Source organism: Streptomyces sp. RLA012 (assembly GCF_056270325.1).
Window position 1 is genome coordinate 6,754,669 of record NZ_JBWDPA010000002.1, and the last position, 20,883, is coordinate 6,775,551.

The 20,883-nt window shown below is 68.8% G+C and carries 26 protein-coding genes and 2 pseudogenes; 14 read left to right on the forward strand and 14 right to left on the reverse strand.

Translation table 11 applies throughout. The annotated features are described in order from the left end of the window. Positions 1 to 55: 55 nt before the first annotated feature. Entirely contained in the window at positions 56 to 1,816 is a 1,761-nt protein-coding gene (locus tag RV986_RS31100) for an outer membrane protein assembly factor BamB family protein (protein ID WP_475920557.1), read from the forward strand. A 260-nt stretch (positions 1,817 to 2,076) separates the two neighbouring features. Next, the gene (locus RV986_RS31105; RefSeq protein WP_475920558.1) at positions 2,077 to 2,787 is read left to right on the forward strand and encodes a response regulator transcription factor; all 711 of its coding nucleotides are present in this window, start codon (positions 2,077 to 2,079) and stop codon (positions 2,785 to 2,787) included. A 168-nt stretch (positions 2,788 to 2,955) separates the two neighbouring features. Here RV986_RS31105 and RV986_RS31110 read toward each other — a convergent pair whose 3' ends face one another. The 3 genes from RV986_RS31110 to RV986_RS31120 all read right to left on the reverse strand — a co-directional run bounded on the left by RV986_RS31110 (position 2,956) and on the right by RV986_RS31120 (position 4,718). Then, entirely contained in the window at positions 2,956 to 3,438 is a 483-nt protein-coding gene (locus RV986_RS31110; RefSeq protein ID WP_475920559.1) for a hypothetical protein, read from the reverse strand. A gap of 213 nt (positions 3,439 to 3,651) precedes the next feature. Then, positions 3,652 to 3,858, reverse strand: a complete 207-nt coding sequence (locus RV986_RS31115) for a DUF397 domain-containing protein (protein ID WP_475920560.1) — start codon at positions 3,856 to 3,858, stop codon at positions 3,652 to 3,654. An 8-nt stretch (positions 3,859 to 3,866) separates the two neighbouring features. Further along, positions 3,867 to 4,718 carry a helix-turn-helix domain-containing protein gene (locus tag RV986_RS31120; protein ID WP_475920561.1) on the reverse strand — a complete coding sequence of 284 codons (852 nt, stop codon included), beginning with the start codon at positions 4,716 to 4,718 and terminating at the stop codon, positions 3,867 to 3,869. Between the two features lie 225 nt (positions 4,719 to 4,943). Here RV986_RS31120 and RV986_RS31125 point away from each other — a divergent pair, with 225 nt between their 5' ends. Together RV986_RS31125 and RV986_RS31130 are read left to right on the forward strand one after the other, a co-directional pair. Continuing rightward, positions 4,944 to 5,357: an ATP-binding protein gene (locus RV986_RS31125; RefSeq protein WP_475917403.1), complete on the forward strand. Its 414-nt coding sequence runs from the start codon at positions 4,944 to 4,946 to the stop codon at positions 5,355 to 5,357. Between the two features lie 33 nt (positions 5,358 to 5,390). Continuing rightward, entirely contained in the window at positions 5,391 to 6,284 is an 894-nt protein-coding gene (locus tag RV986_RS31130; protein WP_475920562.1) for a hypothetical protein, read from the forward strand. A gap of 54 nt (positions 6,285 to 6,338) precedes the next feature. Here the strand turns inward: RV986_RS31130 and RV986_RS31135 are convergent, their stop codons facing one another. Continuing rightward, positions 6,339 to 6,650, reverse strand: coding sequence for a hypothetical protein (locus RV986_RS31135; protein ID WP_475920563.1), 312 nt, complete (start codon positions 6,648 to 6,650; stop codon positions 6,339 to 6,341). 20 nt (positions 6,651 to 6,670) lie between these two features. Then, the gene (locus RV986_RS31140; RefSeq protein WP_475920564.1) at positions 6,671 to 8,350 is read right to left on the reverse strand and encodes a sodium:solute symporter family protein; all 1,680 of its coding nucleotides are present in this window, start codon (positions 8,348 to 8,350) and stop codon (positions 6,671 to 6,673) included. A 153-nt stretch (positions 8,351 to 8,503) separates the two neighbouring features. Between RV986_RS31140 and galT the strand changes: the two genes are divergently transcribed. From galT to galK, 3 genes are read left to right on the forward strand one after another with little or no spacing between them, the layout of a single operon-like run. Further along, positions 8,504 to 9,568 carry a galactose-1-phosphate uridylyltransferase gene (gene galT, locus RV986_RS31145; protein ID WP_475920565.1) on the forward strand — a complete coding sequence of 355 codons (1,065 nt, stop codon included), beginning with the start codon at positions 8,504 to 8,506 and terminating at the stop codon, positions 9,566 to 9,568. Next, entirely contained in the window at positions 9,565 to 10,527 is a 963-nt protein-coding gene (gene galE, locus RV986_RS31150) for a UDP-glucose 4-epimerase GalE (RefSeq protein ID WP_475920566.1), read from the forward strand. The genes galT and galE overlap by 4 nt, the downstream gene beginning before the upstream one ends. Positions 10,528 to 10,535: 8 nt before the next feature. Then, on the forward strand, positions 10,536 to 11,678 hold the full coding sequence (gene galK / locus RV986_RS31155) for a galactokinase (protein WP_475920567.1): 1,143 nt from the start codon (positions 10,536 to 10,538) through the stop codon (positions 11,676 to 11,678). 72 nt (positions 11,679 to 11,750) lie between these two features. Here the strand turns inward: galK and RV986_RS31160 are convergent, their stop codons facing one another. Then, a complete protein-coding gene (locus tag RV986_RS31160; protein WP_475920568.1) occupies positions 11,751 to 12,203 on the reverse strand; it encodes a GNAT family N-acetyltransferase in 453 nt (150 codons plus the stop codon). 255 nt (positions 12,204 to 12,458) lie between these two features. On the opposite strand from RV986_RS31160, the gene RV986_RS31165 reads away from it, so the two are divergent. Beyond that, complete coding sequence (locus RV986_RS31165; protein ID WP_475920569.1) at positions 12,459 to 13,226, forward strand: LuxR C-terminal-related transcriptional regulator; 768 nt, start codon at positions 12,459 to 12,461, stop codon at positions 13,224 to 13,226. Here RV986_RS31165 and tamR read toward each other — a convergent pair. After that, the gene (tamR, locus tag RV986_RS31170; RefSeq protein WP_475920570.1) at positions 13,185 to 13,682 is read right to left on the reverse strand and encodes a MarR family transcriptional regulator TamR; all 498 of its coding nucleotides are present in this window, start codon (positions 13,680 to 13,682) and stop codon (positions 13,185 to 13,187) included. The two genes, RV986_RS31165 and tamR, sit on opposite strands and share 42 nt — an antisense overlap. Before the next feature lie 129 nt (positions 13,683 to 13,811). Between tamR and RV986_RS31175 the strand changes: the two genes are divergently transcribed. Beyond that, a complete protein-coding gene (locus RV986_RS31175) occupies positions 13,812 to 14,618 on the forward strand; it encodes a trans-aconitate 2-methyltransferase (RefSeq protein WP_475920571.1) in 807 nt (268 codons plus the stop codon). Positions 14,619 to 14,621: 3 nt separating this feature from the next. Then, positions 14,622 to 15,005: a VOC family protein gene (locus RV986_RS31180; RefSeq protein WP_475920572.1), complete on the forward strand. Its 384-nt coding sequence runs from the start codon at positions 14,622 to 14,624 to the stop codon at positions 15,003 to 15,005. On the opposite strand, the gene RV986_RS31185 is transcribed toward RV986_RS31180, so the two are convergent. The 4 genes from RV986_RS31185 to RV986_RS31200 are packed head-to-tail and all read right to left on the reverse strand — an operon-like array spanning position 14,980 to position 16,496. Continuing rightward, positions 14,980 to 15,228, reverse strand: a complete 249-nt coding sequence (locus tag RV986_RS31185) for a type II toxin-antitoxin system RelE family toxin (RefSeq protein ID WP_475920573.1) — start codon at positions 15,226 to 15,228, stop codon at positions 14,980 to 14,982. The two genes, RV986_RS31180 and RV986_RS31185, sit on opposite strands and share 26 nt — an antisense overlap. Further along, positions 15,225 to 15,476: a type II toxin-antitoxin system Phd/YefM family antitoxin gene (locus RV986_RS31190; RefSeq protein ID WP_475920574.1), complete on the reverse strand. Its 252-nt coding sequence runs from the start codon at positions 15,474 to 15,476 to the stop codon at positions 15,225 to 15,227. The genes RV986_RS31185 and RV986_RS31190 overlap by 4 nt, the downstream gene beginning before the upstream one ends. 10 nt (positions 15,477 to 15,486) lie before the next feature. After that, entirely contained in the window at positions 15,487 to 16,182 is a 696-nt protein-coding gene (locus RV986_RS31195) for an ATP-binding protein (protein WP_475920575.1), read from the reverse strand. After that, complete coding sequence (locus tag RV986_RS31200) at positions 16,179 to 16,496, reverse strand: hypothetical protein (protein WP_475920576.1); 318 nt, start codon at positions 16,494 to 16,496, stop codon at positions 16,179 to 16,181. The genes RV986_RS31195 and RV986_RS31200 overlap by 4 nt, the downstream gene beginning before the upstream one ends. A gap of 396 nt (positions 16,497 to 16,892) precedes the next feature. Here RV986_RS31200 and RV986_RS31205 point away from each other — a divergent pair, with 396 nt between their 5' ends. Together RV986_RS31205 and RV986_RS31210 are read left to right on the forward strand one after the other, a co-directional pair. Further along, entirely contained in the window at positions 16,893 to 17,759 is an 867-nt protein-coding gene (locus RV986_RS31205) for a helix-turn-helix domain-containing protein (RefSeq protein ID WP_475920577.1), read from the forward strand. Further along, entirely contained in the window at positions 17,756 to 18,079 is a 324-nt protein-coding gene (locus RV986_RS31210; protein WP_475920578.1) for a DUF397 domain-containing protein, read from the forward strand. The genes RV986_RS31205 and RV986_RS31210 overlap by 4 nt, the downstream gene beginning before the upstream one ends. 96 nt (positions 18,080 to 18,175) lie before the next feature. On the opposite strand, the gene RV986_RS31215 is transcribed toward RV986_RS31210, so the two are convergent. From RV986_RS31215 to RV986_RS31225, 3 genes and pseudogenes are all read right to left on the reverse strand, one after another. Beyond that, positions 18,176 to 18,382 (reverse strand): hypothetical protein, encoded by a 207-nt coding sequence (locus tag RV986_RS31215; protein WP_475920579.1) that lies wholly within the window; start codon positions 18,380 to 18,382, stop codon positions 18,176 to 18,178. 3 nt (positions 18,383 to 18,385) lie between these two features. After that, positions 18,386 to 19,816 (reverse strand): DUF4231 domain-containing protein, encoded by a 1,431-nt coding sequence (locus tag RV986_RS31220; RefSeq protein WP_475920580.1) that lies wholly within the window; start codon positions 19,814 to 19,816, stop codon positions 18,386 to 18,388. Positions 19,817 to 19,896: 80 nt separating this feature from the next. After that, positions 19,897 to 20,007: pseudogene (locus tag RV986_RS31225) on the reverse strand (TetR/AcrR family transcriptional regulator); the annotation flags it as partial. Here RV986_RS31225 and RV986_RS31230 point away from each other — a divergent pair. Next, positions 19,987 to 20,130, forward strand: a pseudogene (locus tag RV986_RS31230) (glyoxalase); the annotation flags it as partial. The pseudogenes RV986_RS31225 and RV986_RS31230 overlap by 21 nt on opposite strands. Positions 20,131 to 20,240: 110 nt before the next feature. After that, positions 20,241 to 20,870 carry a Uma2 family endonuclease gene (locus RV986_RS31235; protein WP_475920581.1) on the forward strand — a complete coding sequence of 210 codons (630 nt, stop codon included), beginning with the start codon at positions 20,241 to 20,243 and terminating at the stop codon, positions 20,868 to 20,870. Positions 20,871 to 20,883: the final 13 nt, after the last annotated feature.

A 20,883-nucleotide genomic window follows, 5' to 3' on the forward strand; every position in this document is an offset into this window, starting at 1 on the left:
CCTCTCTCTCCGTTCTCTCCGTCCCCGACGCATCCGCATCCGAGGTACTCACGCCATGAGCCAGCCGCCGCCCCCACCACCGCCGAACCAGCCCCCGTCGGACCAGCCCCCGCAGGGCGGCTTCGGCGCACCGCAGGATCCGCCGCCGGGTGGGTTCGGTGCGCCGCAGGCCCCGCCGCCGGGTGGCTTCGGAGCCCCGCAGGCCCCGCCGCCCGGCGGTTTCGGCGCCCCGCAGCCTCCGCAGGGCCCGGGGTACGGCTATCCCCAGGCACCCACACCCCCGCCCCCGTACGGCTACGGCTATCCGCAGCAGCCGCCCACCTACCCCATGCAGCCGCAGGCTCCCCAGGGCGGCGGCGGGCGGAGGATGAGCGGGCAGGCGGTCATCATCGTGGCGGCCGTGGCGGCCGTCGCGCTGATCATCGGCGGCGGTGTCTGGTATTCGAGCTCCTCCGGCAAGGACGACAGCAGGAACAACTCCTCCGGTACGAGCGGCGGCACCGGCGGCAAGGGCGACACCGGCGGCGGGAAGACCACCGGTTCCACCGGCGAGGAGAAGGTCCCGGCCGACACCAGCTCCAAGGTCCTCTTCCAGGTCCCAGCGCCCGCCGTGACCGACGACAACAGCGTGCCCACCGTCGGCTCCTGGCTCACCGACAAGGTGTACGCCAAAAGCGGCAACGCCGAGGTCAACGGCTACGACCCCGACTCGGGCGCCAAGCTCTGGACGATCAAGCTCCCCGGCCCGGTGTGCACGGCCAGCCGCCACGTCACCGACTCCGGCCGCACCGCGATCGTCTACGAGCCCGCGATGCCGACCAAGGCGGAGCCGTCCCACGGCTGCAGCGAGGTCGCCGGCCTCGCCCTCGACACCGGCGAACAGCTGTGGACCAAGTCGGTCAGGTCCGGTGACCAGAAGATCGGCATCGACAACGTCACCGTCAGCGCGAACACGGTCGCCGTGGGCAGCACCAGCGGCGGTGCCGCGTTCGACATCTCCACCGGCAAGGCCCTGTGGTCCCCGAAGCCCACGGACAGCTGCTTCGACGCCGGGTACGGCGGCGGCGACAAGCTGGTCGCGGTCCGCAAGTGCGGTGCGTACGGCAGTACGCGGCAACTGCACATCCAGACCATCGACCCGACGTCCGGGAAGGTGGTCTCGGAGTACAAGATGGCGCCCGGCATCGAGTACGCGAGTGTCGTGTCGACCAACCCGCTCGTGGTGGCCGCCGACGTCGGCGACTCCGCCGGGGACGGCAGCGGCATCTCCGACTTCTTCTCGATCGACAACAAGACCGGCGCGCTGCGCACCAAGATCTCCGCGCCCGGCAAGACGTACGCCGCCAAGTGCGACGGCATCACCAAGATCGAGTCCTGCGTGAAGCTGGCGGTCGGCAACGACAAGCTCTACATCCCGACCGAGGAACACGACGGCGCCGGCCAGTACAGCCGGACCAACGAGATCGTCGCCTTCGACCTGGGCACCGGCAAGCAGACCGGTCAGCGCGCGGACGCGGGAGACGGCTACTCGATCTCCCCCTTGCGCATGGACGCCGGGAACCTGCTCGCCTACAAGCGTCCGCCCTACGACAAGGGCGGCCAGATCGTCAGCATCGACGGCACCTCCTTCAAGCAGACCAAGCTCCTGGAGAACCCGGCGACCGAGTCGGTCCGCGACGCGGAGACCAGCATGCTTCCGGAATACGCCGAGATCCTTTACCGCAACGGTCACCTGTACATGTCCGCGATCTTCGCCCACAAGCCCTCCAGCGCCTCCGAGAAGGAGTACTTGGCGATCGCGTTCGGCGCGCAGTGACGCACTCCCGCGCGCGGGAGTGAACGCGCGCCCCTCGACGACGGCCTCGCCCCAGCTCAGGGGCGGGGTCGTTCGTCCCCCATGCCACTTAGCCCTCATCACTCCCGAATGCGAGGAATTTCGATATTCCGGGGCACTTCTCTCCAGTAGGGGAAGCGCAACGTCGAACAAGCGTGTAGCTTCCGGGGGATGGAGAGCCGGGGGGCTCCTAATCCACGGGGAACCAGTGGGGATGCTTGGGGGGACTGGGGGGTTGCTCGATGGGAGTGCGGCTCATGGTGGTCGACGACCACCGACTGCTCGCCGAGGCGCTGGCCTCGGCGTTGAAACTGCGGGGGCACCGGGTGCTCGCCGCGGCGGCGCCCGCCGCGGGAGCGGCGGAGCTGGTGATCACAAGGGCACCCGAGGTGTGCCTGATCGGCACGGCGACACCCGCCGAGCCGGGAATCTTCGACCCGGTGGTCAAGATCAAACGGGAGCGCCCCCAGGTGGCGGTCCTGGTCCTGGGCCCGGTTCCGAACCCACGCGGCATCGCCGCCGCGTTCGCCGCGGGTGCGTCCGGATACGTCCGGCACGATGAGCGCATAGAGGGTGTGGAGCGAGCGATCATGAAGGCGCGGTCGGGCGAGGCGGCCGTGGCCCCGGCCCTGCTCCAGGGCGCCTTCAGCGAGCTGTTGAACCCCGTCGCCCAGCCGGACGACGAGGGTCAGCGGCTGCTCCAGATGCTGACCCCGCGCGAGGTCGAGGTCCTGGTGCGGGTGGCCGACGGCGAGGACACGAGGCTGATCGCCGCGGGGATGGGCATCGCGCCGTCCACGGCCCGGACCCATGTCCAGCGGGTGCTGATGAAGCTGGGGGTGGGGTCACGCCTGGAGGCGGCCGCCCTGGCCGCGCGGACGGGGTTGCTGGACCGCGCGGGGCCGGTGACGGCGGGGCTCGGGAGCGCGGAAGGCCCTCGGCCTACGCAGTAACCGTGCCGGGGGCGTGGCGAGTCGGCCGAAGCCTTTGGGGCCGGCACCCGAAAGGCGTTGGGTTCGACGGTGAAGAACCGCCGAACCCAACGCCCCAACGCCATACGTTCAGACCGCGATGTCAGGCGTCTTGGTGAGTCGCCGACACGGTGCGGGGTGAACGACCGGTCACGTGCAGGCGGCGTTGAGCTGCGCGGAGGTGGCGAGCACCGCGTTCAGCGCCGCGGTGATGTTGGCCGGGACCTGCGGGACGGCCGCCAGCGCCGCGGCCAGGACCTGCAGGTCTGCCTGCAGCTGCAGAACGAGGGCCGCGCAGGTCGGCGGCGTCGGAGGCGCTGCCGGGAGGCACCCGGTGGCACGCAGCTGTGCGACCGTGGCCTGGGCGGCGGCGACTGCCACCTGGGCGGCGGCGACGTTGGGCGGCGTGGCGGCCAGAGCCGTCGCGGCGGTCTGCAGCTGCGTGGAGAGCTGGCCGCTCAGAGTGGCGCAGATCGAGGGCGTCGGGGGCTTCGGGCCCTTGGACTCCTGAACGATGGGCGTGAGGGGCTGCGGGTCCGTGACGGCGAAGGCCGCCGGGGCTATGACCATAGACAGGGATGCCAGGGCCGCGACCGACGCGACAGCGGACCCGAAGCGCTTGAAGTGGAGCATTCTGCGCCTTTCATCGTGCGTGAATGAGGAAGTCGGGGAGGTGTCTCCCTGCGCTCAGGACGCCTTGCGGCGGGGCGGGCGGCAACTCCACATGTCCTGTTCACCCCGGGTCGTGCTAGCCCGTTAGGGGCCCTTGTCGGGAAGGAACGTGCAGGTCAGAGGCGCGTTGAGAAGATGATTCGAACGGGGGTGATCGCTACTGTGAACGAGCGACTACGGCGTGGGCGTGGCGAGGGTGCCGGACTTTATGCCGTGGAGGAGGTGCGCGAGGGGGATGGGGGTGGTGGTGAGGCGGGTGGTGGGGGTGTCGCTCTCGCGGAGGTGTATGGAGTGGGGGGTGGTGGTGGCGAGTTCGAGGCAGTCGTTGCCGTCGCCGAAGCCTGAGAAGGACGACTTCTGCCAGTTGTCGGGGGTTGTCATGGCGTGCCTCACAGTTCCTTCGTCAGCCTGTGGATGAAGTCACGCGAATGTCCGGGGCCCAGCGACACGGCTTTCACCTTACGGAAAAGTGTGTGGAGTGCGCCGAGTTGAGCCTCGGAGTCGATGAAGGCCGTCCCGTGGGGGGTGTCGCGCAACGCGGTGTCCAGCTTGGGCACGGCCCCGCCCGTATACGTCATGGCGCTCGCGGCGCCGGCGAAGCCGTCCAGGTCGAAGGGGATGACCCGCACGGCGATGTGATCCGCTTCGGAGAGTTCCAGAATGCGGGCGAGCTGTGTACGTGAAGCGGCCCGGTCGCCGACTCTGATGCGCAGCGCCGACTCGTGGATCACGGCTTCGTACGGGACGGGGTCGGGTCCCTCGATGACGACCTTCCGGTCCATCCGGTGGCGGACACGCAGCTCAAGTTCGTCGTGGGGCGGTTCCGGGACCCTGTACGAGAAGATGGCGCGGGCGTAGTCCTCTGTCTGCAGCAGGCCGGGGACGTACAGGAACTCCACGTTGTACCGGTACGTGGCGTGGTACTCCAACTCGGCGAGGTCCAGGAACGGCATGGGCAGCAGTCCCCGGTACTTCTCCCACCAGCCGCGCGTCCGGTCGGTCGCCATCGCCACCAGCGCCTCGATCAACTCCTCGTCCGTGCAGGCGTAATGCGCGGCGAGGCGTCGTACGCGCTCCTCGCTCACACCTGCGAGGCCGGACTCCATCTGGCTCATCTGTGCCGAGTCGGACCCGACCAGTGCGGCGGCTTCACGTGCCTTGAGCCCCGCGGATTCACGCAATTTCCGCAGTTCGGTCCCCAGGCGTTCCTGACGTGCGGTCGGCTGCCGTCTGCGCGGCATGGCTTCCTCCTCGCCCCAACTGTCGTGAGGCAGTGACTCGTTCGAGGGGCAGATTACGGCAGGAACTTGCGCGGGCCCAAATTTTACCCATACCGTCAGTGACGCGTCGCACACTCTGCGAAACCCCGGGGCACCGGAAGCGCACCGCATCGTCACGCCATGACGGCTGCGGCACAGCCACCGCCCGGAACTCTCAACTCCCCTCCCCTCGAACGGAGTTCACCCATGCCCGAAACCTCCGCCGAACCCTGGGAGTACATGATGTACATCCCCCACGACCTCCGCGCCGTCACCGTCAGTCGCCGAACCGTCCGCCTCATCCTCACCCTGCACGGCCTGATCCGCCTCACCGACGTCGCGGAGCTGATCGCGGCCGAGCTGGTCTCCAACGCCGTACGGCACACCAAGGGTCAGGCGGCGCTACGGGTGCAGTGGCGGGCCGGGGTCCTGCGCATCGGCGCGTGGGACGCGGACCCGCGGCCGCCGGAGGCGTCCCTGCCGTGGGACCGGCTCGTCGACGCGGAGGAGGGCCGGGGCCTCGCGCTGGTCCGGGCCTGCTCCGACGCGTGGTCGTGGCAGCCGCTGACCAGGCACGGGCAGTGCGGCAAGTACGTGTGGTGTGACCTGGCCGCCGCGTAGCTCGTTGATCACGTCATACAGGAAGGAGGGCTGATGGTCAGCTCGTCGCACGAGGCGCTGCACCACTTTGGCCAGAAGGACACGGCCGGGTTGGTCCGCAACTTCCAGAAGCTGTTCCATGTGCCGTTTCCGGAACCGTGCGGATTCACGGTTCTCAATACGGACTTGACCGAGATCGAGCCGGTCGAGCGGCGCGTGGACAGTCTGGTGCGGGTGAACACGGAGGAGGGTGACTATCTGCTCGTGCTGGAGTCGCAGGGCAAGAAGGACGAGAGGAAGCGCGGGAGTTGGCCGTACTACCTCTCGTACCTCTACGAGGAGTACCGCTGCGAGCCGGTGCTGATCGTCATGACCCAGAGCAGCTCCACCGCGCGGTGGGCCGCACAACCCATCCGGTTCGGTCTGCCCGGCTGGTCCTCGCTCGTCGTACGGCTGATGGTTCTCGGACCGGACAACGTGCCGGTGATCACCGACGAGAAGGAGGCCGCGCAGGACGTGTCGCTTGCGGTACTTTCGGCGATTACGCATGGTAAAGGGCCGCGCGCCGCTGCGATACTGGGACCACTTGCGGCAGCTCTGGAGACGATTGACCCGGCGAGCGCGCCTCTGTTCGTAGAGCTCGTGACGTCTGGCCTGGTGGATTCCCAGGCGAAGGAGATTTGGAGGGACCTGATGGCTCCGGTGAACTACTTCTTCAAGAACCCGGCCGCGCAGAAGGTGAGGGATGAAGGGCGTGTCGAAGGGCGTGTCGAAGACCGCATCGAAATGACCCTGAAGATCCTGGAGCTGCGAGGCCTCCCGGTATCCGACTCCGTCCGCCTTCGGGTGCAGGCGTGTTCCGACCTGGACCAGCTCAAGGCCTGGTCGGAACGGGCTGTCCATGTGGCCGACGCGGAGGACCTGTTCACCACGCCGCAGTCCCCATAGCCGTATGGGGCTGGAGTCTCCCGGCACACTCCAGCCCCGCCCCCTACGGGACAGCTACTCCGCCGGAGGTTCCCCCTCCGGTGCCGGCGCCGGCGGAGCCAATGGGCGTAGCCACAGCCACACCAGGAAGAAGATGCCCAGGGCCAGCATGCCCAGGCCGGTCCAGAGGTTGATGTTGACGCCCTGGGCCTTGGCGCGGTTGGCGTCGGAGACGGTGAGGCCCGCGACGGTGACGATGATGCCGTAGACGACGAACAGGCCGCCGATGACGCTGCGGATGTCGAAGAGGCGGGCCGCGGTCGCGGACTGCTGCTCCAGCTCCGTGACCTCGCGTTGGACGTCACGGTCCGAGTAGTGGTCGGACATGGTTGCTCAGGCCTCCTTCGTCAGAACGAGAACGGGATGTAGCAGGCCGCCGCCAGGATCAGCGCGCCCCAGCCCAGCAGCGCCGGCCTGCGGTACCACGCGTCGTCGCCGACCGCCGGCGGCTCGGCCATGCCGGGGGAGACGGTGCCGTAGACCAGGCCCTGGAGATCCTCCGCCGGTTTGGGGGCGGTGAAGAGGGAGACCGCGACCATGACCACCACACCCGCGACGAAGCCCGCGATCGCCGAGACGAAGTTGGCGCCCTGATCGGAGGGGATGCCGATGATCCCCTGCTTGTAGATGACGAAGTAGTTGACCATCGCCGCCGTCGTACCCGCCAGCAGGCCCCAGAAGCCCGACTTCACCGACGCCCGCTTCCAGAACATGCCGACGATGAAGACCACGAACATCGGCACGTTGAAGAAGGAGAAGAGGGTCTGCAGATAGCTCATGATGTTGGAGAAGGACGAGGCCAGGAACGCGGTACCGATCGACGCCAGCACGCCGACCACCGTGATCAGACGGCCGAAGCGGACGTAGTAGGCGTCCTCCCGGCCCTTCACCACGTACTTTCCCCAGATGTCGGTCGTGAAGACCGTGTTGAAGGACGAGACGTTCGCCGCCATGCCCGCCATGAAGGCGGCGAGCAGACCCGTCACCGCGATACCGAGCACGCCGTTCGGCAGCAGCTCCTGCATCAGGTACGGGACCGCGTCGTTGTACTGGAGGTTCGAGCCGCTCGTGCCGATCCTCGGGACCAGAACGGCCGCCACCAGGCCCGGGATCATCACCAGGAAGACGATGAAGATCTTGGGGAACGCGGCGATGAGGGGAGTGCGCTGGGCCGCGCTGAGGTTCTTCGCGGACAGCGCACGCTGCACCTCCGCGAAGTTCGTCGTCCAGTAGCCGAAGGAGAGGACGAAGCCGAGGCCGAGCACGATGGTCAGCCAGTTCGCGCCCAGCGGGTTCACCTGGCCGATGCCCGTACCGCCCCAGGCGGTGGTGAAGTCGCTGCCGTGGGTCCTGTCGAGCGAGTCGGTCAGGCCGTCCCAGCCGCCCACCCGCTTCAGACCCAGCGCGGCGATCGGGATCAGGGCCGCCAGGATCACGAAGAACTGCAGCACCTCGTTGTAGATCGCGGACGACAGACCGCCGAGCGTGATGTAGGCGAGCACGAAGAGGGCCGCCATCACGATCGCCACCCACTGCGGCCAGCCGAGCAGCGCCTCGACGACGATCGCGAGCGAGTACAGGTTGACGCCGGCGATCAGGATCGCCGCGAAGGCGAACAGGATCGAACTCAGCAGATGCGCCGCTCTGTCGAAGCGCAGGAGCAGGAACTCCGGGACCGAGCGCACCTTCGAGCCGTAGTAGAACGGCATCATCACCAGGCCGAGGAAGACCATGGCGGGGATCGCGCCGATCCAGTACCAGTGCACGGTGTAGACGCCGTACTGCGCGCTGTTCGCGGCCATGCCCAGGATCTCGGTGGCGCCCAGGTTGGCCGAGATGAACGCGAGGCCCGTGATCCAGGCGGGCAGGGAGCGCCCGGAGAGGAAGAAGTCGAGGCTCGTCCTGACCGAGGCCTTGGCGGCGAAACCGATGCCGAGCACGACGACGAAGTAGATGCCGAGGATCGTGTAGTCGAGCCCGTTCGTGGGTAGACGGAGCCCTTCGGCGAGGTACGTGGGGGCATACATGCCCGCATCTATGCCCCATGAGCCCCACAACGCCGCTCATGCATCACAGACACCCCCCAAACCCCCGCAGGCATTGACGTTTCTGTTGCTTTGTGGTTTGTTGTGTTCGGTTATGTTTGATGGTTGGGTGTGGTGTGGATGAGGAGTCCCGCGGTGAAGAAGACCTCGACCCGGCTCGCCGACGGTCGTGAGCTGATCTACTACGACTCACGCGACGACACGGTGCGCGACGCGGTGGACCGCCGCCCGCTGGAGCCCACCGTCACCAGTTCCCAGGTGCGCCGCGACCCGCTGCTCGGCGACTCGGTCGCGATCGCCTCGCACCGCCAGGGCCGCACGTACCACCCCCCGGCGAACGAGTGCCCCCTGTGCCCCTCGAAGGGCGACCGGCTGAGCGAGATCCCGGACTCCTCGTACGACGTGGTCGTCTTCGAGAATCGTTTCCCCTCGCTCGCCGGCGACTCCGGGCGCTGCGAGGTCGTCTGCTTCACCTCCGACCACGACTCGTCCTTCGCCGACCTCACCGAGGAGCAGGCGGGGCTCGTCCTGGAGGCGTGGACGGACCGCACGGCGGAGCTGTCCCACCTCTCCTCCGTCGAACAGGTCTTCTGTTTCGAGAACCGCGGCGAGGAGATCGGCGTCACCCTCGGCCATCCGCACGGGCAGATCTACGGCTACCCGTTCACCACCCCGCGTACGGCCCTGATGCTGCGCTCGCTGGCCGCGCACAAGGAGGCCACCGGCGGCGAGAACCTCTTCGACGAGGTCGTCGCACGCGAGCTCGCCGAGGGCGACCGGATCGTCCTGGAGACCGAGCAGTGGGTGGCCTTCGTGCCGTACGCCGCGCACTGGCCCTATGAGGTCCACCTCTACCCCAAGCGGCGCGTGCCCGATCTGCTCGGGCTCGACGAGGCGGCGCGCACAGAGTTCCCCCAGGTCTATCTGGAACTCTTGAGACGCTTCGACCGGATCTTCGGTGAGGGCGAGCCTCCCACGCCGTACATCGCCGCCTGGCACCAGGCGCCCTTCGGCGCGCTGGAGGAGTTCGAGGGTGTGAGCAGGGACGACTTCGCGCTCCACCTTGAGCTTTTCACCATTCGCCGCACTTCGGGCAAGCTGAAGTTCCTCGCGGGCTCCGAGTCCGGCATGAGCGTGTTCATCAACGACGTGCCGCCGGAGGCCGCGGCCCAGCGACTGCGAGAGGTAGCGAGTTCATGAGTGGGAAGTACCTGGTCACGGGTGGCGCGGGCTATGTCGGCAGTGTCGTCGCGCAGCACTTGATCGAGGCCGGTCACGAGGTCACCGTCCTCGACAACCTCTCCACCGGCTTCCGCGAGGGCGTCCCGGCGGGGGCTTCCTTCATCGAGGGCGACATCCGCGACGCCGCCAAGTGGCTCGACGCCTCCTACGACGCCGTGCTGCACTTCGCCGCGTTCTCGCAGGTCGGCGAGTCCGTCGTGAAGCCCGAGAAGTACTGGGACAACAACGTCGGCGGCACCATGGCGCTGCTCGCGGCGATGCGCGAGGCGGGCGTGCGCAAGCTGGTCTTCTCCTCCACGGCCGCCACGTACGGCGAGCCGGAGCAGACCCCGATCGTCGAGTCCGCGCCGACGAAGCCCACCAACCCGTACGGCGCGTCCAAGCTGGCGGTCGACCACATGATCACCGGTGAGGCGGCGGCCCACGGGCTGGGCGCGGTGTCGCTGCGCTACTTCAACGTGGCCGGCGCGTACGGGGCGCAGGGCGAGCGCCACGACCCCGAGTCGCACCTCATTCCGCTCGTCCTGCAGGTCGCGCAGGGGCGCCGCGAGGCGATCTTCGTCTTCGGCGACGACTATCCGACCCCGGACGGCACCTGCATCCGCGACTACATCCACGTCGCGGATCTGGCGGACGCGCATCTGCTGGCGCTGGAGGCCGCGGCTCCGGGTGAACACCTCATCTGCAACCTCGGCAACGGCAACGGCTTCTCCGTCCGCGAGGTCATCGAGACCGTCCGCCAGGTCACGGGGCACCCGATCCCCGAGGTCATGGCCCCGCGCCGGGCCGGTGACCCGGCCGTGCTCGTCGCCTCGGCGGCGACCGCGCGCGAGCGGCTCGGCTGGAACCCGTCCCGCGCGGATCTCGCGGGCATCGTCGCGGACGCGTGGGCGTTCGCCCAGAACAGGGAGCGGTAGGTAGTCCGGTGGGTGTACGCGAGGGGTTCGAGGAGCTGTACGGGGCCGCACCGGAAGGCGTCTGGGCGGCGCCCGGGCGGGTCAACCTGATCGGCGAGTACACGGACTTCAACGAGGGGTTCGTGATGCCGCTCGCCCTGCCGCACACGGCGGTGGCGGCGGTGTCGCGGCGCGCGGACGGGGTGCTGCGGCTGCACTCCGCCGACATCGAGGGGCCGGTCGTCGAACTGCACGTCGACGAGCTGGCGCCGCTGACCAACACCAGCTGGGCCGCGTACCCGGCGGGCGTGGTGTGGGCGCTGCGCGAGGCGGGGCACGCGGTGACGGGTGCGGATGTGCACCTTGCCTCGACCGTGCCGACGGGGGCGGGCCTGTCCTCCTCCGCCGCCCTTGAGGTCGTGACGGCGCTCGCCCTCAACGACCTGTACGAACTCGGCCTCAGCGGGCCCGAACTGGCCCGGCTCGCCCAGCGCGCCGAGAACGACTTCGTCGGCGTGCCCTGCGGGATCATGGACCAGACGGCGTCCGCGTGCTGCACCGAGGGGCACGCGCTGCACCTCGACTGCCGCGATCTGTCCATCCGGCAGGTCCCCTTCGACCTGGCGGCCGACGGACTCGAACTCCTGGTCGTCGACACCCGCGTGAAGCACGCGCTGGGCGACGGGGCGTACGCCGAACGGCGTGAAGGGTGCGAGGAGGGGGCGCGGCAGCTCGGGGTCTCGCATCTGCGGGATGTCGCGTACGAGGAGCTGGATACGGCGCTCGCGCGCCTGTCCGACGAGCGGGTACGCCGTTACGTACGCCATGTCGTGTCCGACGACCACCGGGTGGAGCGCGTGATCGCGCTGCTGGACGCCGGGGACGTACGGGCGATCGGGCCCGTACTGACGGAGGGGCACGCCTCGCTCCGCGACGACCTGCGTATCTCGTGCGAGGAGCTGGACCTGGTGGTCTCCACGGCCAACTCCGTGGGGGCGTTGGGGGCGCGGATGACGGGGGGCGGCTTCGGCGGCTCGGCGATCGTGCTGGTGGAGTCCGTGGATGTGGAGACGGTGACGAAGGCGGTGACGGAGGCGTTCGCCGCCGCGGGCCATACGGCTCCTCGGGTGTTCCCGGCGGTGCCGTCGGCGGGCGCCCGCCGCTTGAGCTGACCGCAGGGATTCCCTGCCCGGGGGCTCCGCCGCGAGACCCCGGGTGGGTTCTCCCCTGACGGGGCGCTGCCCCTACAGCCGTTTCGTCAGCGTGTATTCCGTGGTTCCCGGCGGATAGTCCGGGATCACGCACACCACCTCGTATCCCCGCTTCTTGTAGAACTCGGGGGCCTGGAAGTCCCAGGTCTCCAGGCGGGAGTTCAGGCAGCCGCGTTCCTCCCGGGCCAGGCGCTCGCCCTCCGCGAGGAGCCGGGAGCCGAGGCCCGTGCCCCGGTGGATCTCGTCCACCCAGAGGTACGTCACCTGCAGCCAGGTCGTCCAGGTGTGGCCGACCAGGCCGCCCGCGAGGGCACCGGTGGCGTCCAAGGCCCAGACATGGAGCGGAAGTTCCCGTTCGGCAGGGGTTCCGCGCAGGGCACGGAGGGCGGGGGACGCCTGAGTGTTGGTGTCGAGCAGCCGCCGACGGAGCAGATCACGTCGGTCTTTGTCGACTCCTGTCTCAATACGAAACATACGGCTCACCATAAACGCCCTGGCCAATCAGTTCTGCAATTTGCCTTCCGCTCCCCGCCCCCGGCCTTACCCTGTGAACAGCGCCGGTGGGGGCCGGTGCTGATCAGGGGGCGAGACAGTCGGGTACGACGCCCGAAGTGGGGGTAGCAGTTCCAGCACGGCGGCGGCCGTGTGGCTGCGGCATCCCGTATTCCGAGTGCGAGCGGGCTCGGGATCACTTCGGGTGTCGTACCTGCGCCGGTCGTCCCCCGACCAGTGGGGGTATCAGTGGTTCGCATCCGTGTCCTGGTCGTCGACGACCACCGCATCTTCGCCGAGTCGCTCGCCGCAGCCCTGGCCGCCGAGCCCGACGTCGACGTGTCCGCCGCGGGCAGTGGACCTGCCGCGCTGCGCTGCTTGGAACGGGCGGCCGCGGAGGGCCGCAGATTCGACGTGCTGCTCGTCGACGCCGACCTGGGCGGCAATCTGCCCGGCGCCCGGCCCGCCGTACCGGTCCAGGAGGGCAACGAGGACGGGCTCGTCGACGGCATCTCGCTCGTCGCGGGCGTCCGTTCCGGTCAGCCGAGCGTGCGCATCGTCGTGCTCGCCGAGAAGGACGACCAGCGCCGGGCCGCCCTCGCGCTGCAGGCCGGCGCCTCGGGATGGGTCGCCAAGGACTGTTCCCTGTCGCGGCTCCTGACCGTCATCCGGGGAGTACTGCGCGACGAGACGCATCTTCCGCCCGCCCTGCTCACGGGCGTCCTGCGGGAGTTGACCGCCGCGCGCAAACACCGCACGGAGAGCGAGCGGCTCGTCGAATCGCTCACGCCCCGGGAGCGGGAAGTACTGCGCTGCATGGTCGCGGGGCTGGGCAGGAAGGCCGTCGCGGAGAGGCTGTTCCTCTCCCCGCACACCGTCCGTACGCATATGCAGAACGTGCTCGGGAAGCTGGGCGTGCACTCGACGCTCGCCGCGGTCGCACTGGCCCGCCGCGCCGGGGTCGGGCCCGTCGACCTAGCCGGGGATGTTGTCGAACGGGGCGGTCAACTGGCGTAGCAGGGCGGCCAGCTCGCTGCGCTGTGCCCTGCTGAGTTCGGCCAGGATCGCGCGCTCCTGGTCGAGGAGTCCGGCCAGCGCCTGGTCGGCGCGGTCGCGTCCCTCGTCCGTGAGGCGGACGAGCACGCCCCGGCGGTCGCTCGGGTCCGGGAGGCGCTCCACCAGGCCCTTCTTCGTCAGCCGGTCGATGCGGTTGGTCATCGTGCCGGAGGTGACGAGCGTCTGGGTGAGCAACTGGCCGGGGGAGAGCTGATACGGGGATCCCGCACGCCTGAGCGCGGTCAGCACATCGAACTCCCAGGGCTCCAGGCTGTGCTCGGAGAACGCCAGCCGGCGGGCCCGGTCGAGATGCCGGGCGAGTCTGCTCACCCGGCTGAGTACCTCAAGCGGTTCCACGTCGAGGTCGGGGCGCTCCCGGCGCCATGCTCCGACCAGCCGATCGACCTCGTCCTCCATGACGATCAGTGTAGTGGTTGTGTCGACATGAAGTCTCTTGATGTAGAGCCTCTTGATATCGACTCTCTTGACGTCAAGATAAATTCTTGCGAGGGTGGAAGTTCGGATACGACTTCGAGGAGGTCTCCCATGCCCGCCGCCACCCCCACCTGGGACCCGGCCCAGTACCTGCGCCACGCAGACCACCGCGCCCGCCCCTTCGCCGACCTCCTCGCCCGCGTCCCGGCGCTGCCCGCGGACCCCGCCCGCATCGCCGACCTCGGCTGCGGCCCCGGCAATGTCACCGCCCTGATCGCCGCCCGCTGGCCCACCGCCCGCATCACCGGCTACGACAACTCGCCCGAGATGCTCGCCCGGGCCGAGGAGTTCGCCGGCCCCACCTCCGGCGGCGGCCGCATCGACTTCGCCTCCGCCGACGCCCGCACCTGGGTACCCGACGAGTCGTACGACCTGATCATCAGCAACGCCACCCTGCAGTGGGTGCCCGGACACCTCGCGAACCTCCCCGCCTGGGTGGAGGGCCTGGCACCCGGCGGCACCTTCGCCTTCCAGGTCCCCGGCAACTTCGACGCCCCCAGCCACCGGCTGATGCGCGAGCTCGCCCACTCCGCCCGCTGGAAGGACCGCCTGGCCGACGCGCTGCGCCACGACGACGCGGTGTGCACCCCGGCCGTCTATCTGGAGCGGCTCACCGCCCTCGGCTGCGCGGCCGACGTCTGGGAGACGACGTACCTGCATCTCCTGCAGGGCGAGGACGCCGTCCTGGACTGGGTGAGGGGGACGGGGCTGCGGCCGGTCCTCAGCGAGCTGGGGGCGGAGGCGGACGCCTTCGTCACCGACTACCGGGCCGCGCTGCGCGAGGCGTACCCGGCCACCGGGCACGGCACGGTGTTCCCGTTCCGTCGCCTCTTCGCGGTGGCGAGGAAAGGGGCCTGAGCCGTGCTCACCGCCGTCGACCACGTCCAGCTCGCCGCGCCACCCGGCAGCGAGCCCGGCCTCCGTACGTACTACGTGGATGTCCTCGGCATGACCGAGCTCCCCAAGCCGCCCGCCCTCGCCGCCCGCGGAGGCTGCTGGTTTTCGGCGGGGGCCGTGCAACTGCACCTGGGCATCGAGACGGACTTCCGGCCCGCCAAGAAGGCCCACCCGGGACTGCGGGTCACCGGTATCGAAGCGTTCGCCGCCCGTCTCACAGCCCACCGAGCCGTCGTCACCTGGGACGACGACCTCCCCGGCCACCGCCGCTTCTACTCCGAGGACCCGGTGGGCAACCGGCTGGAGTTCCTGGAGCCGGGTGTCAGGGGGTGCGGCCCAGGTTTGTGATCAGGATGCGGATGACGTCCTCGTCGATGAGGTAGAGGACGCGGTAGTCGCCGACGCGGAGGCGGCGGATGTTGGGGCCGTAGGCGGTGGAGTTGGCCGGGCGCGGTTTTTCGGCGAGCGTGTCGACGGCCTCGTAAACGGTGGCGAGCCCCGCGGGGTCGTCCTTGAGGAACCGGACCGCCGCGTCCGTGGCGCTCGGTTCCCAGGTGATGCGGTAGGTCACGGACGCAGCCCCAGAATCCGTCCGACTTCCTCGTGCGGGATGCCCTCTTCGAGGGTGCCCTCCGCCTTGCGCCGCTGGTAGTCGGCGATGGCGAGGGAGTCTTCGAGATCCTCTATGACCTGAGGTGATACGAGGAGCGCGGCGACGTGCCCATGGTCGGTGAGGGCGATGGTCTCGCGGCCGTGGGCCGCGCGGCGCACGAGGTCACCGAGCTGGGAGCGGGCCGCGCTGATCGCAATCTCAATCATGCGCAGATGCTTACACAAGATTGACCTTGTGGTCAATTTCGGCCCAGACGGTGAGGCCACAGCCGGTCCGGTACTGCCCCCGGCGGGTAGCCAGCGCGTCGGTGATCAGCAGGCCGCGTCCGCGCTCCCGCTCGGGCCCTGGTGTGTCCGGTACGGAGACCCGGAAGCCCTGGCCTTCGTCGGTCACACTGACGGTGGCTGTGTCGGCGGTGTCCGGGGAGAGTCCCCAGGACCGGGCCGCCATCCGTACGTAGTGTCGGGTGGCGCCCGCAGAGGTGAGATCCCCGCCGGGGAGCGAGAGCAGACCGAACGCCTGGGGCGTGGTGGGGCAGTGGGTCAGCGCGTTGTGGACGACCTCGATGAGGGGTGGTCTGTTGCGAACTCCGCTCGACAGGACTCGGTTGTTCTCTGCCGGAGCGAGGCGAGTGCCCCGGCTCTCGGCGATGAGCAGGGCGTCGCGCAGGGCATCCGTCAACTGGGCGGCGAGATGGCCGAGTTCGGTGGTCGGCGGCGACCAGTGTTCGGTGAGCAGGTCCCGGGCGCGGTTGAGGAGTTTGTCCGCGAGGCCGAGTTGTACGTTCTCGATCCGGTCGGCGAGCCGGGAGGCGGGGCCGGTGCCGTCGGTGGAGAGGTAGCAGGGTTGCCCGTATGTGCCGGTCCAGGGCAGCAGGCGGGGCGGGGGTCCGGCGGATTCGGCGGGGCTCATCGGGCGACCTCCATGCCGTGGATGTGGCGCGGGCCGATGTCGACGCCGTACGTGGCCAGCCAGAGGGGGCGTCGGCGGCTGCGCTGCTCGGGGGCGAGGAGGTAGGGGCGGACCATGGCGGTGGCGCGGCCGTTGAGGGGGGTGTCGGTGGCGTACGGGCCGGGGTGTCTGACGGTGGCTGGCCGGGGCCGGGGCCGGGGCCGGGGCCGGGGTGGGGGTGGGGGTGGGGGTAGTGGCTGTCCGGCGCGGTGCCGGCCTCGTGGGGAGAAGAGTGTGCGTAGGCGGGTGATGGTGCGGGTGATGAGGTTGGTCATGTCCTCAGCTCCCTTTCGTGGAGTGGATGTACGGGGTGGGTCATGCGGACCGTCACGGCCCGCCCAAACCCGCGCGCTGTTGGGGCTGCCCTGTCGGGCGCAGGTAAGCCCGGTGAGGCGGAGACGGAGGCGGGCGTCGGGAGAGACGAGGTCGAGGACCTCGGCGCGGAGGTCTGTGGGCGTGTGTGATGCCATGACCTGTTCCCTGCGGGGATGCGTGGCAAGACGTAGCTCAAAGCTTCTGGATGAGCACGTGGTGTTACGGAATTGCGCATGAAGCTGAGAAAGGTTTCTCAGCAAGAGGCTGAGGTGGGTTTTATTCGAGTGAGTGAAAGTGGCATATGTCGCACGGGAGGGTGTGTGTAGAGTCTGCGCCAGAGTGGCGGTGATTGACGCATGTCTGATGCTCGTCCGAACTTGATGCGTCGTCGGCTCGGCCTTGCGTTGCGCACGCTGCGCCGGCGTGCGGGGCTCAACCTTCCTGATGCGGTTGAGCAATTGGGGCTCTCCGGTCCGTCCGCGCTCAGCAAGATCGAGAACGGCAAACAGCGTGTCTCGTCAGCGGACCTGGGCAAGTATTTCGACGCCTACAGCGTCGAGGACGCTCAACGCATGGAAGAGATCAGGAAGCTGGCTTCGCTGGCCTCTTCGCCGCGTCGGACTAACCTGTTCAACCAGTACCGGGACGCGGTTCGTGACCCTTTCGCCAACTACCTGGAACTCGAAGAGCTGGCCGAGCACGCGGATTGTTATGCGGTCCAGTTGATTCCCGGGCTCCTTCAGACTCCCGAGTACGCGCACGCGGTTGTCGACGGCAGCGGCAAGTGGAAGACCGCGCGAGAAGTGCGTACCTTCGTCGAGTTGCGTATGAAGCGTCAGCAGGTCCTGCGCAGGGAGGACCCTCTGTCTCTGTGGTGCGTACTGGACGAAGCCGCGTTGCGCAGGGCGGTTGGCGGCCCTCCGATCATGTCTGGACAGCTCCGTCATTTGCTGGCCGTCGCTGAAAAGCTTCCCGGGGTTGAGATCCAAGTGTTGCCGTTCAGCACTGGTGTGCACGCCGGGATTGACGGAGCTTTCACAGCTTTCCAGTTCGACGCCGGGGACCCTCTGGTCGTGGTGGAGCCACTGACAACCGCCCTCTACCTGGAGGAGGATATTCACGTGGGCCGCTACGAGGTCGCCTTCAATCACCTGCGTGCGCGGGCGCTGGACATTCCGGCATCACGCGACTTCATCAGTGAGCTCATCAAGGAGGAAGCTTGACCGGCAAAGCTGACCTGAGCGCCGCCAACTGGACGAAGAGCAGCTTCAGTTCAGGTGGAGACAACTGTGTCGAGGTGGCCTTCGTGGACAGCGTTACCGGCATCCGCGACTCCAAAGTCACGCATAGCCCAGTGCTCGCCGTCACTGCCGACGCGTTCACCGCGTTCCTCGGCGGAGTCAAGTGCGACGGGGCTGGACTGCACCGTCTGACGCGAATACCTCCGGAACAGCACCAAGTGGGCCGCCCCAGCCGGATGCTGTTGGCAAATCCGCCGCAGGGAACACTCTCCCCGGAAGCCGTGAGCACTAGATCGATCTAGTGCTCACGGTTTCCGGCACACATGCCGCGGAGCCGACGTGGCCGACCGGGTTGGCCAACAGCATCCAGCCGTAGCGGCCCACTTTGCTGTCCGGACTCAGCTTCGGGCGGCCGGGTCGGGTAGCTCTATGCCCAGGGACTTGGCCGACGCGGCGATCTCCGCGAGGGCTTCGTGAAGATCGCCTGTGATCCCGTGGACCAACTCACAAGGCGACTTCGCCATCGCCGGGTTCGTCGCGGCGGTGTCGATCAGCCCGATGTCGAGGTGGACGTCCTTGCCTGCCAGTTGCGCGTCATCTGGCATGCTTCACCCGCGCGAGATCCGGAACCCCAGGTCGTCATTGCGCACAAAGCATTGCCCTCGTCCCCGATACGCCGCCCGGGCCCGATTCTGGTGGTGCCGCCACGAGCCCCCGCGACAGATACGAGCATCGCTCGGCGCGTCCGGCGACGATGTTGCAGTTCCCCAGGCGTACGGGTAGGGCTCCGGGGCGCTCGCCGTCCACTCGAATACGTTCCCGCAGAGGTCGTCCACACCGTGCGGTGACCTGCCCTCCGGGAAGATCCCGACGGGTAGCGTTCCGCGCGCGTGGAGTTCGAATGTGTTGGAGGCGAGCGGGATGAACGTGTCGCCGTAGGGGAGGACGCGCCCGTCGACGGAGGCGGCGGCCTCCCACTCGTGCTCGGTGGGGAGACGGATGGGCTCACCGGTGGCGGCGCTGAGCCAAGCGCAATACGCCTCGGCCTCGTAGATTGAGACGCCGACGACCGGCGCGCTGGGGTGACCGAGGAGGCTGTCGTACCAGTAGGCGGGGGCGCGCGGGGGTTCGGTGCCATAGATGTCCGTCAGCGCGCTGCGCAGGGCGCCGTCCGTCATTGTCGTCAGCTTCACCATGCTGACGGCCTGTTGGAGGGTGGCGACGCCGGTGCGAAGCATGTCGACGGGCAAGGCGGGACGACGGCGCAGGTTGTCGCGTTTCTTACGCCATTCGTCGGCGATGAGGTCGTGAATGCCTTCGCCGCGGCGCCAGCGGCGGGCCTGCGCGGTGCGCCACCAGCGGTCATCGTCGTAGCCCCCAGCCGCGATGAAATGGGCATATTCCGCGTTGGTGACAGGGCGACGGGCCAGGCCGAAGGCGGGCAGTGTCACCTCGTGGACGGGGCGTTCGAGGGCGTAGGGGGTGTTCTCCGCGCCGATGCGGTGGGTGCCGGCGGGGATATGGGCGAACTCGGGGACGAGGGCTGTGCCGTGTGGGCCGTCATTGCGGCGCATCTGCTCCGTGATCTCCGCGCTGCCGCCTGCTCCGGTCGGCCAGCCGACGTCACGCAGGTCGCGCAGGATGCTCGCCATGTCCTGCAGCAGCCGCTCGTCGGCGGCGGAGTCCGTGCCGGCGAACGGCTCTGCCCGCACGGCGTACTTCCAGGACAGCGTGCGCAGGGATTCCGCGGCCGCACGGCCGCGATACCAGGCCCGCTGCGGATTGTTCGCGGTGAGCCAGAGCGCCGGGACGAGCGATGCGAGGAGCGCGATCGCGGCGACGAGAGCGCCCAGGTCAAGTCCGTTGCTGAGCTTGATGTCGACGCCGCAGAGGACGGCCCCGGTCACCAGCATGGCCAGCTGAAGCGCGGACCACTGCACAGTGTCCGCCTGCCCGGCAAGAGAGGCGCTGTCCGCGGAACGGAACATCGACGGCAGATTGTCATCGGTCAGGATCAGCTGGCTCGGCCCCCCAGGCATGCCCACGATCGTGACGACCGCGTCAGAGCCGCGCAAGCAGTAATCGCGATCGGGCCGGTTCTTGGAGGTGGCGGCCTCCGCCTTGCGGGGCCGCGGACGCCCAGCCATCGTCGGCCCGGCAGGGCGACCATGCCGACCAGGGCCTGGGCGTACAGCGGCGCGGGCTTCGGGTCGAAGCCGCCCGGCTCGAAGCCCACAACGCCATGGTGACCTGGGACGACAACCTCCCCGGCCACCGCCGCTTCTACTCCGAGGACCCGGTCGGCAACCGGCTGGAGTTCCTGGAGCCGGTTGCCCGACCTCTCCCGTTCTGATGATCAGAGGGCATCTTCGCCGCACCGGGGCGTTGTCGTCCGTAGCGTTCCCGGCGTCGCTTGTGCCGCAGTGGCGTCGGCGCCCACACTGATGGAGGAGGTGCTTCACGATGACCGCTCTCGCACACGAGGTTTCCCCGGCTGTGGACGACAACCCGGTCTCCGACCTGGACGAGGTCCTGTGGCAGGCGTGGAAGGCCATGGATCTCCCCGAGGGCTACCGGGCCGAGATCATCGAGGGAGCCATCGAAGTGTCGCCCACCGGCCGTCGCCGTCATATGGTGCTCATCAACCGCCTCCGACACGCATTGGATTCCCATCTGAGCGGCAGTGACCACGCGGTGTGGCACGACGGCAACGTCATCCATCGCCGTCGCCGCAAGTGCTGGATTCCGGATCTCTTCGTCGGCCCGCTGGACCCCGACGAGATTCCGGACGAGGAGGGCCTCGGTGTCGACGCGGCCGGTGTCCTCATGGTCATCGAGGTTGTCTCGCCCGGTCGGCAGAACGAGCAGCGGGACCGCATCCGCAAGCGCCGCGAGTACGCCCGGGCGGGGATTCCGCTGTACATCCTCGTCGATGACCACGACGGTGACGGCACGGTCGTCGTGCTGGCCTCGCCCGACCCCAAGAAGGCCGTCTATACCGACGAGCACCGTGTCCCGTACGGCACGGACGCCGTGATCCCCGATGGCCCGGCGAAGGGCTTTGCCATCGGCGAGGCGATCACCCGGGCCTGACCCCGCCCGGTGC

Bases quoted from the DNA above. Each gene is read 5' to 3' on its own strand.
- RV986_RS31100 (WP_475920557.1), top strand. From the start codon at position 56: ATGAGCCAGCCGCCGCCCCCACCACCGCCGAACCAGCCCCCGTCGGAC.
- RV986_RS31105 (WP_475920558.1), top strand. From the start codon at position 2,077: ATGGGAGTGCGGCTCATGGTGGTCGACGACCACCGACTGCTCGCCGAG.
- RV986_RS31110 (WP_475920559.1), bottom strand. From the start codon at position 3,438: ATGCTCCACTTCAAGCGCTTCGGGTCCGCTGTCGCGTCGGTCGCGGCC.
- RV986_RS31115 (WP_475920560.1), bottom strand. From the start codon at position 3,858: ATGACAACCCCCGACAACTGGCAGAAGTCGTCCTTCTCAGGCTTCGGC.
- RV986_RS31120 (WP_475920561.1), bottom strand. From the start codon at position 4,718: ATGCCGCGCAGACGGCAGCCGACCGCACGTCAGGAACGCCTGGGGACC.
- RV986_RS31125 (WP_475917403.1), top strand. From the start codon at position 4,944: ATGCCCGAAACCTCCGCCGAACCCTGGGAGTACATGATGTACATCCCC.
- RV986_RS31130 (WP_475920562.1), top strand. From the start codon at position 5,391: ATGGTCAGCTCGTCGCACGAGGCGCTGCACCACTTTGGCCAGAAGGAC.
- RV986_RS31135 (WP_475920563.1), bottom strand. From the start codon at position 6,650: ATGTCCGACCACTACTCGGACCGTGACGTCCAACGCGAGGTCACGGAG.
- RV986_RS31140 (WP_475920564.1), bottom strand. From the start codon at position 8,350: ATGTATGCCCCCACGTACCTCGCCGAAGGGCTCCGTCTACCCACGAAC.
- galE (WP_475920566.1), top strand. From the start codon at position 9,565: ATGAGTGGGAAGTACCTGGTCACGGGTGGCGCGGGCTATGTCGGCAGT.
- RV986_RS31160 (WP_475920568.1), bottom strand. From the start codon at position 12,203: ATGGTGAGCCGTATGTTTCGTATTGAGACAGGAGTCGACAAAGACCGA.
- tamR (WP_475920570.1), bottom strand. From the start codon at position 13,682: ATGGAGGACGAGGTCGATCGGCTGGTCGGAGCATGGCGCCGGGAGCGC.
- RV986_RS31175 (WP_475920571.1), top strand. From the start codon at position 13,812: ATGCCCGCCGCCACCCCCACCTGGGACCCGGCCCAGTACCTGCGCCAC.
- RV986_RS31190 (WP_475920574.1), bottom strand. From the start codon at position 15,476: ATGATTGAGATTGCGATCAGCGCGGCCCGCTCCCAGCTCGGTGACCTC.
- RV986_RS31195 (WP_475920575.1), bottom strand. From the start codon at position 16,182: ATGAGCCCCGCCGAATCCGCCGGACCCCCGCCCCGCCTGCTGCCCTGG.
- RV986_RS31200 (WP_475920576.1), bottom strand. From the start codon at position 16,496: ATGACCAACCTCATCACCCGCACCATCACCCGCCTACGCACACTCTTC.
- RV986_RS31205 (WP_475920577.1), top strand. From the start codon at position 16,893: ATGTCTGATGCTCGTCCGAACTTGATGCGTCGTCGGCTCGGCCTTGCG.
- RV986_RS31215 (WP_475920579.1), bottom strand. From the start codon at position 18,382: ATGCCAGATGACGCGCAACTGGCAGGCAAGGACGTCCACCTCGACATC.
- RV986_RS31220 (WP_475920580.1), bottom strand. From the start codon at position 19,816: ATGCCTGGGGGGCCGAGCCAGCTGATCCTGACCGATGACAATCTGCCG.
- RV986_RS31235 (WP_475920581.1), top strand. From the start codon at position 20,241: ATGACCGCTCTCGCACACGAGGTTTCCCCGGCTGTGGACGACAACCCG.